14 protein-coding genes and 1 other RNA gene are annotated in these 14,815 nt (G+C 33.9%); 7 read left to right on the top strand and 8 right to left on the bottom strand.

The window, feature by feature from the left end; genetic code table 11:
• Positions 1-100: 100 nt before the first annotated feature.
• The 4 genes from NHF47_RS11740 to NHF47_RS11725 form a co-directional block, all read right to left on the bottom strand.
• Complete coding sequence (locus tag NHF47_RS11740; protein WP_252765101.1) at positions 101-733, bottom strand: hypothetical protein; 633 nt, start codon at positions 731-733, stop codon at positions 101-103.
• Between the two features lie 152 nt (positions 734-885).
• Positions 886-1,509: a hypothetical protein gene (locus NHF47_RS11735; RefSeq protein ID WP_252765100.1), complete on the bottom strand. Its 624-nt coding sequence runs from the start codon at positions 1,507-1,509 to the stop codon at positions 886-888.
• Positions 1,510-1,628: 119 nt separating this feature from the next.
• Positions 1,629-2,057 carry an ASCH domain-containing protein gene (locus NHF47_RS11730; RefSeq protein WP_252765099.1) on the bottom strand — a complete coding sequence of 143 codons (429 nt, stop codon included), beginning with the start codon at positions 2,055-2,057 and terminating at the stop codon, positions 1,629-1,631.
• A complete protein-coding gene (locus tag NHF47_RS11725) occupies positions 2,020-3,525 on the bottom strand; it encodes an EVE domain-containing protein (protein WP_252765098.1) in 1,506 nt (501 codons plus the stop codon). The genes NHF47_RS11730 and NHF47_RS11725 overlap by 38 nt, the downstream gene beginning before the upstream one ends.
• A gap of 368 nt (positions 3,526-3,893) precedes the next feature.
• Between NHF47_RS11725 and NHF47_RS11720 the strand changes: the two genes are divergently transcribed.
• Genes NHF47_RS11720 through NHF47_RS11700 form a run of 5 tightly spaced genes read left to right on the top strand, consistent with a single transcriptional unit; the run spans position 3,894 to position 11,527 of the window.
• Positions 3,894-6,161 (top strand): tyrosinase family protein, encoded by a 2,268-nt coding sequence (locus tag NHF47_RS11720; protein WP_252765097.1) that lies wholly within the window; start codon positions 3,894-3,896, stop codon positions 6,159-6,161.
• A 13-nt stretch (positions 6,162-6,174) separates the two neighbouring features.
• Positions 6,175-8,376 carry a LodA/GoxA family CTQ-dependent oxidase gene (locus NHF47_RS11715; protein WP_252765096.1) on the top strand — a complete coding sequence of 734 codons (2,202 nt, stop codon included), beginning with the start codon at positions 6,175-6,177 and terminating at the stop codon, positions 8,374-8,376.
• Positions 8,377-8,380: 4 nt separating this feature from the next.
• The gene (locus NHF47_RS11710; RefSeq protein WP_252765095.1) at positions 8,381-8,824 is read left to right on the top strand and encodes a hypothetical protein; all 444 of its coding nucleotides are present in this window, start codon (positions 8,381-8,383) and stop codon (positions 8,822-8,824) included.
• Positions 8,825-8,826: 2 nt separating this feature from the next.
• The gene (locus NHF47_RS11705; protein WP_252765094.1) at positions 8,827-9,930 is read left to right on the top strand and encodes an NAD(P)/FAD-dependent oxidoreductase; all 1,104 of its coding nucleotides are present in this window, start codon (positions 8,827-8,829) and stop codon (positions 9,928-9,930) included.
• A gap of 22 nt (positions 9,931-9,952) precedes the next feature.
• Entirely contained in the window at positions 9,953-11,527 is a 1,575-nt protein-coding gene (locus tag NHF47_RS11700; protein WP_252765093.1) for a hypothetical protein, read from the top strand.
• A 46-nt stretch (positions 11,528-11,573) separates the two neighbouring features.
• Here the strand turns inward: NHF47_RS11700 and NHF47_RS11695 are convergent, their stop codons facing one another.
• On the bottom strand, positions 11,574-11,894 hold the full coding sequence (locus NHF47_RS11695) for a hypothetical protein (protein WP_308219268.1): 321 nt from the start codon (positions 11,892-11,894) through the stop codon (positions 11,574-11,576).
• A gap of 93 nt (positions 11,895-11,987) precedes the next feature.
• Here NHF47_RS11695 and rnpB point away from each other — a divergent pair.
• Positions 11,988-12,305: RNase P RNA component class A (gene rnpB, locus NHF47_RS11690), an RNA gene on the top strand.
• 154 nt (positions 12,306-12,459) lie between these two features.
• The gene (locus tag NHF47_RS11685; protein WP_140996750.1) at positions 12,460-12,654 is read left to right on the top strand and encodes a hypothetical protein; all 195 of its coding nucleotides are present in this window, start codon (positions 12,460-12,462) and stop codon (positions 12,652-12,654) included.
• Here NHF47_RS11685 and NHF47_RS11680 read toward each other — a convergent pair whose 3' ends face one another.
• The 3 genes from NHF47_RS11680 to NHF47_RS11670 are packed head-to-tail and all read right to left on the bottom strand — an operon-like array spanning position 12,655 to position 14,790.
• Complete coding sequence (locus NHF47_RS11680) at positions 12,655-13,239, bottom strand: RsmD family RNA methyltransferase (RefSeq protein ID WP_252765092.1); 585 nt, start codon at positions 13,237-13,239, stop codon at positions 12,655-12,657.
• Positions 13,236-14,048 carry a DUF3822 family protein gene (locus NHF47_RS11675; RefSeq protein ID WP_252765091.1) on the bottom strand — a complete coding sequence of 271 codons (813 nt, stop codon included), beginning with the start codon at positions 14,046-14,048 and terminating at the stop codon, positions 13,236-13,238. The genes NHF47_RS11680 and NHF47_RS11675 overlap by 4 nt, the downstream gene beginning before the upstream one ends.
• The gene (locus NHF47_RS11670) at positions 14,032-14,790 is read right to left on the bottom strand and encodes a hypothetical protein (protein ID WP_252765090.1); all 759 of its coding nucleotides are present in this window, start codon (positions 14,788-14,790) and stop codon (positions 14,032-14,034) included. Before NHF47_RS11670 ends, NHF47_RS11675 begins: the two co-directional genes overlap by 17 nt.
• Between the last annotated feature and the right edge of the window lie 25 nt (positions 14,791-14,815).

The raw sequence follows: 14,815 nt of genomic DNA, 5'->3' as shown, positions 1-14,815 counted from the left end.
CAAACCATTCCATTAGGACTAAAGTCAAATATATAAAATTACCTTTAAATTTTGCCTAAACTCCCAATTTCTTAAAACCGCTCTTAGTGGCAGTTAATGTTTAAGATTCCACACCAAGTAATATTTGGACTTTGCCATTTTCTAATTCATAGACTTCTATTGAACTTAAATCTAAATCACCAATATCATGTCCCCATATTCCATATTTACCATCAGTTTCATTTCTATTGATTAAACCTTCTCTTTTCTCAATAGGAATTGTTTTTGTTTCAGCAGTTTTTTCTTCAGTATTGTAGATTTCGTGATACTTTTTGCTAATTTCTAGAATTAATTGTTTTCTAGTAAATCCTTTTTCGTTACTCTTTAAAATAAATGAAGCTGGATTATTTAATGGATAATCAATAACTACTGTTATTTCTGAATTTGGAATAACTATTTTGTCAGCATCAATTAATCTATCGATTTCACTTTTTGGATTTTCAATACTAACCCAAGGTATAATGCCGTCTTCAAAATCTTTTGCTTCGTCACTATTTGCTTTTATTCCAAATTCAATAGTAGAAATTAGATTACCAAGATTGCCTTGTGACTTATTTTGAGAATCTGATTCTTTTTTATTTAGAACTTCTAAATAATCTTTGTTATTTGAATTTGTTTTTTGCTCTGAAGACTTTTGAAAATTACAACTGATTAAAAAAGCTGCAAAAGAAAGTAATAATATTTTGGTTTTCATTTACTTATAGTTTGGTTTTAATTGCCACTAACGTTCCCGCGCTTGACGAAGTTGCGAGCTACGGAACCTATTATTTTCTGTTAATGATAAAATTTCTTGCGAGAGAAAAATGTGATTTTTTGCACATTTTTCGCAATCTAGCAAAACCACTGTTAGCGGCTAGCTTTTTCTTTTAAGCGATTAGATTCTTTAAATGCAATCAAAAGATCTGTATAATTTGAGAAATTTATAGGTTGTCCCAACAAATCTTGTCTTCCAATTCCTTTAAAAATTCTATTTTTCTTTTTTTTATTAAAATCTGTGGAGTAAGAAATAGTATTCCAATTAGACCAATAAGGTGAAAAATCATTCCATAAGTAACCTGTCATTATTGGTTTTTTATTGTCGGTCATAATGAATTGAATACCATATAAACTTCCTTTTAGTTTACTTAGTTGTTTTCTACCTGATTCAGAAAAAATAATTTCGTTTTTGTCTAAATCTAACATCAAGATTTCATTGTCTGATATCGTAGGTTCTTTATTTAATTTAGTACTGACAAAATTGAATTTTCCGGCAAAAATAATATCATTGTTTAAAGTATCAAAAGTTGTATTAGCGCCAAATTTTCTTAAAAAATCAGCATCATTTTTAATCTCATTTTCAAAGTGTTTCGATAATTGAATTCCTTCTAGATTGTTGAATCTATAAGGTGATGTGTATATTTCAATCTTATGTTTGTCTTTCGAACATGAGATTAAAAGAAGAGAAATAGTAATGATAATATTTTTAATCATTCTTATCGGTTTAAGCTTGCCGCTAACGTCCCGCCGGCTTTAAGAAGTTGGGGATTTTTGTTCCCAAACCATTCCATTAGGACTAAAGTCAAATATATAAAATTACCTTTAAATTTTGCCTAAACTCCCAATTTCTTAAAACCGCTGTTAGCAGTCGTTTTTTCTTCAATATATATATATGATTGTGGAGCACAAAATTCTTCAATAAAATCTTCTGGATCAATTTCTTTTTCAAATTTCACGACTTCATTTATTTTAATCGAAAAACCTTTTTCAACATTTTTGTAATATTCAAAAAAGTCTTTTTCAGATATACCTCCAACTTCTTTAAACTCATTCCACAAATTTATTGGTGTATCTTCAACAATGTCTAATATTGTAAAATAACCAATCATCATTTTCTTTGGCATTGAAGAATAAATAAAAATTTTTTCAACTTCTCGTTTGAAAATTTTTTTACGAAATTCTACTTTTTTAGTTCCTTCAATTATTGCTTGTGCGTAAATTGGTTTAATCGATAATATAACGCTTGTCAAAGTATCCTTCATTTTTCAGTTTTTGATAATCGGTTTCTGATATTCTTGTAATAGTTTGTATTTTATTTTTGAAACTTTCGATTTCTTTTATTTTCGCCAATTTTACTTTCTTTTTTAAGTAAGTTATTAGCCTGAATGTAATTACGTTCAATTCCTTCTTCTCATCTAGTTTCTTTAATAAATCTTGTTGCGAAAATACAGTCTTTTTGCCAACTAAGTTCCATAGTTCATTGAAATCTTTTACTATTTGTATAGTTTCTAGAATTCCTACAGGTTCAATTTCTTGATTTGTTTTTGAAGAATAGAAAAAAAGTAAATCCCCTTTTTTAAGGTTTTTAATTTTAGAATTTGATATGTAAGCTTTTATGATTGTATTTCCTTGAATTTCATTAACGCTATCTGGTGAAGTGTCAAACAAAGTTGGAACACGAAGTTTTCCATCTTTGAAAAGTTTTTCATAATAATCTGGTCTTATTGGAATTGCAAATTTTGAGATTTTTTTGCTGTCAAAATAAAAAGGATGATTATTTTTAGTATTTTCAGTTGATACTAATTTCTTTTTGTCCAAACATTTAATCATTTGAATTTCTAATAATCCTTGTTTATTCATAAATTCAACTTTATAGAAACCGAAAGTTTCTAATAGTTTGATTAAATGATTTTGTTTTTCGTAAACTGTTAGATATAAGAAATTTAATTTTTGATTAATACAATATTCAAACATTTTGTGAAGAAATAATTCTCCAAGTTTTATTCCAAATGCTGTGTCAGAAACTTTGAAAGTACATATTTTTAATGCTTTTTCATAGATGTTTTCTAATTGATGTTCTTCAACAGTTTCTAAATTGTAAATTAGGATTGCTTGTAATTCATCTTCAACTATTAAAGAATAACATTTTCTGTTTTTGCTTGCGCATTTTTCTAACCAAAGATTAAATTCTTTTACACCATAATCCTCCCGTAAGCTGTCAAAAAAACTTGAATTAAATTTATCTTCAATTTCCCTAATGCTATGTTCTTTGAGAATTGGATGGCTTGGGATTTTAATAGTGAATTGTTCTTCGAGTAAAGTTAGAATTTGTTCAATGTCTAAAACTTTATCTTGAATGCCAATTTTTTTAGCATTGATATGAATTCCTTTATCTTGAGTTACAAAAACGTCTACATAGCCTTTCGATAATTGATAAAGTTGTTTATTATCGATTTCATCATTAACTTTTTTTTCACCAATATGGTTTTTGAACTCTGTCGTTGGTTCAGTATAGTCTTTTAACTTTTCGTATTTATCAAGTTTAGACTTTATTATTTCTTTTCGATCAGAATTTTTGTCACGACTAATATCAACAGGAATAGCTTTTGGATGATATAAAACTTGACAATTATTAGTAATTGCTAATCTGTAAAATTCTGAAAACTGTTTATTGATGACTCTATTGTCTTCAAGATTAATCAGAATGTTTGTGTCAATTAATATTCTCAATTTCTGTTGTATTAGTTCTATTTTCAGGCGTTGCGGTAAAAATGACTGCTAACTAGTATATATGCGCTACTACATAGCGCCAATCTACCTAATCTTAGGTGTTTAAGCGTTACAAAATAGTATTTTTCAAATATATTATTTTTCTACTTACAAATGATGAAAAAAGTTTTGTAAAACCACATAAGTTAATTTTAGGTGTTTCAATTTCAATGGCAATTTCAATAGCAATTTCAATAGCAATATCAAATTAACCAACAACCACCAACCGACAACCAACAACTCAAAAAAACAGGTATTTCTACCTATAAATGCCTGCCGTATTCTTTGTTACTTTGGGTGTAACTAATCAAACAATAAACAACCCGAATATGGCTAGTACCAAAAATCAAAAGGCAATGTATGACCAGGTGGTTTCTATTTTAGATACTGTACAAGGAAATACCATTCCCAGTTATCAAGGCCTGTATGCCTTCTGGCAAAATCCAGAGGTATTCCTCAATGCGTCTTTGTATGGGCAACGCTTAATTGCTCCACAAGACGGGCTTACGACCCAAACGACGGCTTCAGGATGTTGTGGTAGTAGTGCTCCCGCAACCCATGCACCCGACAAAACCATGAGTCCCGTAAAAACAGAAGGCTGCTGTGGTTCTCAAGAAACCGCAACGGCACCTATCGATAGTCAACCGAAACTGACTTCTTCGGCTAACTTAGCGGCACCTAAAGTAACTACTGATTGTTGGCCTTCGGGTGGTAGTAGTGGTGGAGGTGGTGCTTTTCCAACGGTGAAAAGAAGCGATCAATCGGGTATTATCATCGGTTTAAAAGGCCAATATCCTTTCGATGGAATTATGTTCCCTAAATTGTTATGGGACACAACCAATGAAGCTACTGCTGAACAAATTCAGTTTATTGCCAATTGGATCGATTCGGGTTGCCCGTTGACGTTAGAAGAGGAGCAAACGAATAAACTGCAATTGGTTTCCACAGCTAAAGTGAGCAATTTGGTAGCTTTAGCTCGTGGTGAAATGTTGCATGCACAAGCGCAAGCACCTACTAACGAAAGCAAAGCAAGCGTGAATGGCTTAACCGTTCGTAAAGAAATCAGTTCGTTAACTGCTGAGGAATTGGAAACCTTCCGTGAAGCGATTAATTGCATGAACCAATACAACGACTATTGGCAAGACGATAGAAGTTTCGATTATTGGGCACGCATTCATACCAATTCGTGTCAGCACGGTTGGGAGCAATTCTTACCTTGGCACCGTTTGTATTTGTATTTCTTCGAACAAAAATTACAAGATTACAATCCCAACATATCATTGCCGTATTGGTCTTGGACCGATTATGCAGATGTGAATACGAATACGTTTAACAATTCGCAATTCGATTTAGGAGTTATTCCCGATGCATACGGTTGTTTTTTAACTGCCAAAGGGTTTGAAAAACTAAGTACGATGAAAGCCGCTGATGGTTCGTTATTGTTTTCACCCAAAGAAACCACCGCATTGGCTTCGTTAACCAAAAAAGGCACGATTTTCAATTCGGGATTGCGTTTCTTAAAAGCAGCGGGTATCGATTATGAAATTATCAATCAGAATAATGTTGCGATTTGGTCACCCAAAATCAATGCCTTGTATACCGTTTTAAAAGAAGTCAATCCCTTATGGTTTCCAAATAGATGGCCGGGTTCTTTAAATGGTACGGCTGCCATTTCACAATATCCAACCAAAGACGATATTGCCTTAATTTTAGACATTAATAACTTTGCCGATATGGGTGGTGGTTCGGCTTACGACCACTATTTTGGAGCTTTGGAAAAAGTCCACAATGGCATGCATAATTTTTCAGGAGGAACCAATCCGAATTACCCTGATAATAACAAAGATTGGGTTAAGATATACCAAAAATTAAACCTAACTCCAGATCCACAAAATTTAGACAACCCTATTTACGGTTGGATGACCGATAACCGTACTACCGCATTTGATCCGTTGTTTTGGGGGCATCATTCTAACGTGGACCGAATTTGGGCCAAATGGCAAGAACAACATAATGGTACGCCACTAGAAATGGATGCGGTTATGGCTCCTTGGACCTTAACGGTTAAAGAAGCAATGAGCATTCAGAAATTAGGCTATACTTATATGAGAGATTCGGTGTTTTATCCGGTTTCTAATGCGGTGGGTTTAACCCAATTTAAAGCAGCTCCTGCACAAGTGTCGCAAACCACTTTACAAGCGCACCGCAAAGCGGAAATTGTATTGCACCGTGTCCAAATGGGGAATTTACAAAATGCGAGTATTCGTGTTTTCTTAAACACACCTGATGCTTCTGTAGACACGCCAATTACTGATAACCCTAATTTTGTAGAAGCCTTTTCTACCTTTAACGGCAGTTGTTTTGGTGGTCCAGGACATTGTAATTTACCATTACCCAATACGCGTACATTCGATAGAAGACCGTTGCACAATCACGAACCTCGAAATTATAAAATCGATGCTTCAGATGCGGTACAACGTGTTTTAAATAATGGAGCGAAAAACATTACCGTGCAATTAGTAATCGTAGGCTTAAACGGAAAACCAGTAGAAAATGCGGTATTCATAGAAGGCGTTTCATTAAATTTTATGGATTAAAAAAACAAAACAAATGAGCAAATCATATACGACATTCAAAATACATCCTAGTATCGGAATTGCGAGATTAGGAAATTCAGACCAATTTTATATCGCTCCTGAACAACCAGGTGCTTTACCGATTGCGTGTGATACTTCGGGTAAAGAAAAACAAGATGCCAATGGAAATCCGGTACGTGTTTCTTCCTTTAAAGATGATAACGATTTATCAAAAATCAAAAAACAAGCCGCTCGTTTTCGTGTTTTTGCTTATGCAGATGAAGGCGATAGCGAAGGCAAAGAAATTCAAGTGGGTGGTAAATATAATTTTATCTATCAAACGGCAGTAACGGCTCCAAGAATAGTAGAAGGTACTGTAACTGATATTGATTGGACAGTACATTTAGCGAATAAAAAGGCTTCTTGGTATGAATTTCAGGAGACCAATGGGCAACACGGTTATGCACCTGATCATCCGTTGCGTAATCCTGAAGTTACCCAACCCGATTTAAGAAGACAATTGATTATCGATCCCGGACCTGTAACGGTGAACTTAAAGAACAATCAAGGTGCTTTTGCTAAGTTTGGTTCGGAAAGTAAAAGAAATGACAACAGTAAAAACAAGAAAGTAGCCTATCCGCAAACCTTTCCTCCAGCGGATATTCAACCCAATTCGATTGAAACTTTGGGTAGTGTTTTGGTCAACGAACAAGATAAAAACATTCGTTTGTTAGTCTTAGGTGGCAATGGAAATTCGGGTTCTACCAAAACTCCTGTAATAGATAATTTTGTGAATAACGACGGTTGGTTTGACGATATTTCCGACGGACCGGTTACGGCAAAAATAGAATATACGTTTATCAACATTAGCTATGATGGTGATAAAGAGATCAAAACCAAAACCAAAGCCACTATGGAAGTTCAAGTTCCGGCTTGGGTAGTGGTGGGTTATCCCAGATATGCACCAGAACTGGAAGATATGATTACGATGGACGAAACTATGTATGATATTTTTGTACGTAATATGGCTTACGAACCAAGGCTTTTTGGTGTACCACCCTTTGATATAGAAAATAACAGTCCTTCCACCCAAGAAGAATTGGATTTATGGAAAAATGCGGCACGTTTTAATCCCGATTATTATCCTAAATTCTATAGAGATATTTGGCCTATTTTAAGAAGGCCTTACGAACAAACCACGTTTACGATGGTATTTGACCCCAGTGATGGTGGTGATCCTCACAATAGAGGTACGGGTGGTAATTTAAGTCAGGCTGCGCTATCCCAACCACCACAAAATGGAGAAGATCCTAATTTCAAGTTGCGCCAATTTGTATTGGGTATTATGAGAAAAAGTTCGCAAACCAATGCGTATACCGTAGAAGGCAATGCAAAATCAGCAAACAAACCTCGTTTAATGCCGATGTTATGTGGTAATAATCCGTTAACCAATGTTTCACCCGACAAGTTTTTAGCGATGCGACCTACTCAATTGTTCTTTTTACGACAATGGGCAGCGGGTAAATTCGTTAATGAATGTCAGGAATGGGAGGAAGGCAATGCCAATTGTTCAAATCCTTGGGCGTTACCACCTACAACCGGAATTGGTATCGATAGAGGCGTTTTAGGAAATGCCGTTGGAGGTGCTTTTTGTCCGGGAGCAGAAATGACGTGGATTATGAAAAACCCGGCTATTTATAGCGAACCTTATCGTATCAAACATGCAACCTATGTTCCAGGGGCTTTAAGTATACCCAAACCAATTGCAGATAAAGACGGCAGTACGGCTCCTAATCTGAAAGCCGGTTTAGAACCTGGAGATTTAACCAAATATATAGGCGTACCATGGCAAGCTGATTTCCATGAATGTACCGATCAAAATGTAGATGTTACCTATGAAAATTGGAATACCATTTACCCTGATTCCACGGGTGATCCGGTACAACAGCAAATTGCATACAATATACCTTGGTGGCCTGCGCATAGACCTATGGTTGTATTTGAATCTCTGAATGGTCCGCAAGTGTATTGGGCTTCAGGTATTCCAGATAATAATGCGGGAGATTTACAAATGGTGGAAGCTTGGAAAGACTTAGGTTTCATCGTATCGAGTGGAGAAGGTAATAACAAACAATTTTATCAAGTAGAACGCAATAACGAAGCTTTAGGTGAACCCGTACAACCTGGAAACCGCATTTTAGGGCTTGGTGATACCCGTTCAAAATCAAAAAAATAAAACTATGAGTACTACAATAAATGGCGTCCCAGAAGTTCTTACTGGACTATGGACATATAGAAGTTTTTTAAGTAATCCAGATGTAACTGCTGATTTTGACAGCTTGGAATTTGGTCGAGGTACTATTAAAATTAATGAAGGTCCGATGCAAACCTTTGACGGATTGATATTTGGTCCAGGTTGGGAATTGAAATTAACCGGTTCCATTGGATATGGCAATCCTTTTACGGTTCAATTTCAAGGCAAAGGAGTAGTAGGAGGAGCCGAATGGATTTACAATTATGTGGGTTATTTTGTACCGAATTGGGTAAATGGAGTCAATCAAAGACCGGCTTTAGTTGGAACTATAGTAAGAGTTATTCCGCATCCAACCGGAGCAAATGGAGATTCCACGGCACCAGCTGGTGTTGTGGCCCAATGGATAGCCGTAAAACAAGATGAAGTATAAGGATGGAGTATGATGTAATCATAATAGGAGCAGGAGTGGCAGGTTGTGCTACCGCATTGGCTTTAAAAAAGGCCAATAAAGACTTGCATATTGCTATTATAGAACGTAGTGCATCATTAGAAAACCCTTTTAAAATAGGAGAAACATTGCCGCCTCAAGCCTCAAAACAATTTCAAAATTTAGGGATTTGGGAGGCTTTCTTAGCTTGTAATTTTTCTTCTTCCTATGGAACGTCATCGGTTTGGGGTTCTCATACGGTTTATACCAATGAATATATTTTCTCTCCTTATGGTTATGGGTGGAATTTAGACCGAAATGCTTTCGATCAGTTTATGATAGCGCAAGCCAAAGAAAAAGGAGTTGAAATGTATTGGAATACGAGTTGTATCCATTCGCATTGGCAAAACGAACAATGGATATTGACGTGTGAACACTACCATGATAAACTACTTCTAAACGCTTCTTTTGTGGTAGATGCTACTGGTAAAAAAGCTGCTTTTTCTGCGCTACAAGGCACGGAAAAAATAAAAAAGGATAAACAGGTGGGTGTGTATCGCTTTTATGATTTAAAACAAGCGAATAGAGCCGAAATAAAAGAAGGTATTGTGGTAGAAACAGATGCGAATGGTTGGTGGTATAGTGCCACTTTACCCAACCAGAAATTAGTTTTGGGGTACCTAACCGATTCCGATATTGCTTCCCATTTGAAAATGAAAGACGATTCTCATTTTGAAGAACGACTACAACAAACGGCTATAACTGCGACAAGAGTAGCATTATTATCGGATACAACTGCTCCTTTTTTAGTGGCGGCTCATACCCAATATGTAAAATCATCAGTAGGAGAAGGTTGGTTAGCAGTAGGTGATGCCGCTTCCAGTTATGACCCTATTTCTTCTTTGGGAATATATAAAGCCTTAGTAATGAGTCAATGGGCGAGTTTTGCTATCCAAGATTTCTTAAAAAAAGACCGTATTGGTTTGCGAAAATATCAAAATCTAGTAGCCTATGATTTTGAATTATATGAAAAGAAAAGAAATGAATTTTACCAACAAGAAAAGCGCTTTTCCAATACTCTTTTTTGGAAAAGAAGACATGAAAAATAATTTTTAACTAAAACCAACTAGCATGAAACAACAAAAATTAGTAGCTAAGATTGCTCTCTTAGGTATGGTAAGTTTTTTCTTCTCCTGTGATAAAAAAGGAGATCATTATGAAAAAATAGAGCAACCATTTGAATTATCTGCCTCCATTCCAGTAGATGTAAATCCAGAATTGCAAGATAAACTAAAAAAAGAAGGTAATATTTACCAATTGAACGAAGCCTTTAATGAATTCAGTTGGAAAGCCATGGTCGCCATTTTTTGGCCTAGAGACAAAGAAGGTAAACCAATGCCAAATTTCACAGATGATGGAGAATCTACTTGGTTAGGTTGGAAAGAAGCGGCTCAAGTGTATCGAAAAGACGGAGGTGTACCAGCACCTTGGGAAAGTCCGAGAGTAAAAGCAGGTTATAATTTAAGTCCGACCATGTTAGAAGAAAATACAGTACGCGTCTTTTTATCTTCTGAAACACCAACAAAAAGAATACACTCTAAAAACGTTGCTGATGAAACCGATCAAGCCTTTGCGGGGCAGCTGTTTGATCAAAATGGGAATGTAGTGTATTATGAAGTTTTAATGAACAAAGAAGAATTTGATTATTTGGTTACTAATAAATTATACAATATCAATGGTCAAATTGATTTTTCAAAAAATGGGGCGATTGCTAATTTTCCAGCGGGTGATTATGCAACAACAAAGCTTGGAGCGGTTGAAATTAAGTTTGCTTGGAAAATATTAACTGACAGCGATCATAAAGAGCGCTACTATAGAAATTTTGGTTATGTTATTGATGAAAATGGCATCTTAGCGAAGAAAGAATTAGGAATGATAGGGTTTCACATCAGTCAAAAAACACCAACAGGCAAACAATGGGTTTGGTCTACTTTTGAACACATCGATAATTTAGATCAAAATGTGGTTGAAAAAGAAGGTAAAAGATCAGTTATTCATCCCTCTTTGACCAATCCAGAGTGTGAAATTTGCCCAGTGAATGTAGATGTTACTAGTGGAGGTACTACTTATACGCATCATACAGGTAATCATGGTGATTATTGGACAATTTCTGGAGATACTACCGATAGGTATTTTGCCAATAGTGATATAATGAAAACGCAAGCCAAAAGAATGGTTGATATTCCAATGCGTGTGCAACAAATCAATCAGAGAGTTCAAAAGTATTTTAAATCAATTAATAGTGTGTTTCAGTATTACCAACTTATCGATACACAATATCCTTTAAATCAAAATGTACCTCCTAGTTCACATACGGAAGACGGGTATAGATTGCCAGCATCAGTAACGAATAAACCAGGTGGCGAACCTAATATTGCCTTACTAACAAACATTACAATGGAAACCTTTTTTCAAGGCGGAAATCAGTCTGCTTCTAATTTAATGGAAGCCAATCCAGCTAGTGACATTACTATATTTGGAACTGAAAGTTGTATGGGTTGCCATTCCAGTGCAGGAATTTACAATAAAATTGAAAATGGAAAATTTAAGACAGGTGATCAATTATCAGGAGATTTTAGTTGGTTGTTGTCGCAAAGAGCACATTGGGATGAAAAAATACCAAGACCTTTAATACCAAGTAAATAATAACTTTAAATAAAAAAGTGAGCTTTTAAGCTCACTTTTTTATTTATTATTGCCCTTTTATAGACAATTGATGCAAAAATTTAATTACTTCAACCGAAGAATCGGAAGAAGCACCGTTTACAAATACTCCTTTTTTGCCATCTTTTGATTGAATTCCATACACCCAAGATTCATCATCAGGATTGGTATTTCCTTCGTAACGATAGACGTGATGAATTTCGAAATGATCTGGATTTCGTTCAATTTCTTGTTCATTGATATTGTAATCATAGTCGTATCCTTTTTCTTTCAATAATTCTAATGCTTCTGATACGGAAGCGTAATGATATCTTTCTGACATAGCGTTTGTTTTTTTTATAGTTTTCATAAAGTTATCAATTTTAAGCCCAATAACTTTTAAAGTAATGTTAAAGTAGGAAAGATTTTATTATTTTCAGAATTAAAATTATTGTAAGTTTGCACCGCAGACCGCCTTATCGTTCCTAATTTTAGGAGAGGAAAGTCCGGACACCAAAGAGTAGCATAATGGGTAACGCCCATCCACCGAGAGGTGAGGACAAGTGCAACAGAAAGTATGTACAGATAATGCTGTAGTGAAACCAGGTAAACTCTATGCGGTGAAATGCCAAGTATATCAACAACTCTAACTTCGGTTAGATAAGAGCTACTCGTTCGATGTTGAAGGGTAGGCAGCTTGAGCTAAACAGTAATGTTTAGTCTAGATAAATGATAAGGCTCCTTAGGGAGACAGAATCCGGCTTATAGGTCTGCTTTTTTCTAAACTTTACGACTTCTTAAAAATGTTATTTATACGTTAAATAACCGATTTTCATGGATTTAAAATATTTTTTTTAATTAAATTTATAGAACACTTATATAGAAAGCGTTTCTTTTTAGATAAGTGGTAAGTAAACTATAAAAAAATAAATCTTATGAAAACTGAAAATTTAAAAATTGACGTTATCAAGCGCATTCTCTCCATTGATGATGAAGCAATTCTGGAAAGTATTGCTTTATTTATAGAAGAAAAATTAGATAATAGTTATGACAAATTCTATTATGATGATGAAGATGAAACACAAAAAGGAATTGAAACTATTTTAAAAATGGTAAAAGAGTTTAAGTAATTAAAAATCTTCTTCGCTTTCTTCTTTTTCAATTTCCTCTTCGTCAAAATCAAATTCAAAAAAAGAAAAAACGGTACCACCGTAATTTTTAGAAAAAGAAAAATTAATTAGATGATCTAATTTGGTATGTTTAGAATGTTCAATTATAAGCATGCCTTCTTCATCTAATATTTTATTTTCAAATATTTGTAAAGCAATTTTTTCAAAATCTTCTTGTGATAAATCGTATGGAGGATCTGCAAAAATAATGTCATAACTTATATTACATCTTTCCAAATACTTGAAAGTATCCGATTTAATTGCTGAAATATCCAAGTCTAATTCAGCTGCAGTTTTTTTAATAAAAGCAACACAACCCATATCTGCATCTACAGCAACTACCGCATTACTACCTCTTGATGCAAATTCATAACCAATATTACCAGTACCAGCAAATAATTCTAGAATTTTTAAACCACTAAAGTTAAAATAATTATTCAAGATATTAAATAAAGCTTCTTTAGCCATATCTGTAGTAGGCCTAACTGGTAATTTTTTAGGAGCTTGGATTCTTTTTCCTTTATGTTTTCCTGAAATTATTCTCATGAATTAAAAAGTATGAAATTAGTACGAATTTCGCTTGCAGTTTGATCATAAATGCTGGTCCATTTAGTAGTGTCGAATAAACTACAGTTTCTTATAAATTTATAAGCCATTTTAAAATAATCATCTGTTTGTTCAATTGATCCTAATAGAAAGATTGGGGTAGCTTCAGGACTTATTTGTAATTGTTCGTAAGTAAAAAGAATATAATAGATAAAATCTTCTGGTGTAATATATTCAAAAGAATTAAAAAGCAATAATTGTTGGTTTTTAACCACTACAATTTCAAAATGTCCTTTTTGTATATGAACAAATACTTCTTTCTCTTGATTTCCAATAGAATGATCTAAAATTTTCTTTACTAATATCGAATTTACGTTTTTATAGTCAAAAGAATGGTATTGGTCTAATAAGAAATTGTTAATATTTACATACGGAACATATACATTCGAAATATCGTAGTTTTCAATTTTATCAAATGTAAAAAAGTCTGTATCAAAGACTTTTACATTATATTGTAAATAGCTTCCCATGAAATTAGTATCAAATAATACATCTGGAACCAATGTATTTAAACTATTATCGTGTAAGACCACAATTTCATCATAAGCGTTGGAAAGTATGGTATAATCCGTAAAAACTTTCCATAATTGTTCTTCGATTACATTACTTTTAATGTAATCCACATTCTGATAAGTGATTACCTTTTTTGTGATTAAATCAAAGACACAAAAAGAAAGTCCACTCAGAGAGACCTGAATGGACAACTTTTTATAATTTTTGGTTGTAATATCGTTAGTCGTTATTACCATATCTTTTTGGCCAGTTTCCAGATAGTGTTACATCCACTAAAGAACCTAGGATAATTTTATCTCCGTTAATTTCGTTAATATCTTCAACTTTATTTTCTTGAGCTAACAAATCTTGATCTAAGTCAGCTAATAATGCATTTTTATCGATAGTAGCTTCTAAAACAGGAAGTTTTGTTTCGTTTCTGTATACAAAACCAGTTTTCATTTCAACAGGAACTTCAATCTCATTAAATTTAACCGAATTTAAACGTTTGTAACGGTCATTTCCGCTAAATAAAGAATCTTTAACAGAAACAGTTCCGATTTTGTTGATAATTACAGTATCTTTAAAGAAACCACCTTCACCTCTTTCATTAACTGTTAAGTTAAAGGCTTTGTTTTTCTTACGGTCAATAATAGTGGTATCTTTTCTAGTGATGATATCAAATGTACCATTATCAATAAAAGCTACTAATTTATCAAATGAATCAGCATATTCACCATTTACTTTTTTGTACCCTAATTGTGCTTTTTTAAGATCAATTAAAGTTTGAACAGCAACTTTATAACGCTCGTTTTTTGCTTCATCAAAACGAATAGGCTTCATTACAGATTCATAAATAAGGTACGCTAAGAAAAAAGTAGCAACCCAAAGTAGTATAGAAACTACTGGACGAGCACCACTTGGCAGAAATTTATCAATCAACTTAACTAAGCCTAGTGCTACAAGGCATGTCAGAATTACGGAAATGATTAGTAACATTTATATTTAATTTTTTAGTTATATG

Source organism: Flavobacterium sp. NRK F7 (assembly GCF_024054195.1).
Classification (GTDB): Bacteria; Bacteroidota; Bacteroidia; order Flavobacteriales; family Flavobacteriaceae; genus Flavobacterium.
This window is presented reverse-complemented; position numbering and strand designations above follow the sequence as displayed.

Bases quoted from the DNA above. Each gene is read 5' to 3' on its own strand.
- NHF47_RS11740 (WP_252765101.1), bottom strand. From the start codon at position 733: ATGAAAACCAAAATATTATTACTTTCTTTTGCAGCTTTTTTAATCAGT.
- NHF47_RS11735 (WP_252765100.1), bottom strand. From the start codon at position 1,509: ATGATTAAAAATATTATCATTACTATTTCTCTTCTTTTAATCTCATGT.
- NHF47_RS11730 (WP_252765099.1), bottom strand. From the start codon at position 2,057: ATGAAGGATACTTTGACAAGCGTTATATTATCGATTAAACCAATTTAC.
- NHF47_RS11720 (WP_252765097.1), top strand. From the start codon at position 3,894: ATGGCTAGTACCAAAAATCAAAAGGCAATGTATGACCAGGTGGTTTCT.
- NHF47_RS11715 (WP_252765096.1), top strand. From the start codon at position 6,175: ATGAGCAAATCATATACGACATTCAAAATACATCCTAGTATCGGAATT.
- NHF47_RS11710 (WP_252765095.1), top strand. From the start codon at position 8,381: ATGAGTACTACAATAAATGGCGTCCCAGAAGTTCTTACTGGACTATGG.
- NHF47_RS11705 (WP_252765094.1), top strand. From the start codon at position 8,827: ATGGAGTATGATGTAATCATAATAGGAGCAGGAGTGGCAGGTTGTGCT.
- NHF47_RS11700 (WP_252765093.1), top strand. From the start codon at position 9,953: ATGAAACAACAAAAATTAGTAGCTAAGATTGCTCTCTTAGGTATGGTA.
- NHF47_RS11695 (WP_308219268.1), bottom strand. From the start codon at position 11,894: ATGAAAACTATAAAAAAAACAAACGCTATGTCAGAAAGATATCATTAC.
- NHF47_RS11685 (WP_140996750.1), top strand. From the start codon at position 12,460: ATGAAAACTGAAAATTTAAAAATTGACGTTATCAAGCGCATTCTCTCC.
- NHF47_RS11680 (WP_252765092.1), bottom strand. From the start codon at position 13,239: ATGAGAATAATTTCAGGAAAACATAAAGGAAAAAGAATCCAAGCTCCT.
- NHF47_RS11675 (WP_252765091.1), bottom strand. From the start codon at position 14,048: ATGGTAATAACGACTAACGATATTACAACCAAAAATTATAAAAAGTTG.
- NHF47_RS11670 (WP_252765090.1), bottom strand. From the start codon at position 14,790: ATGTTACTAATCATTTCCGTAATTCTGACATGCCTTGTAGCACTAGGC.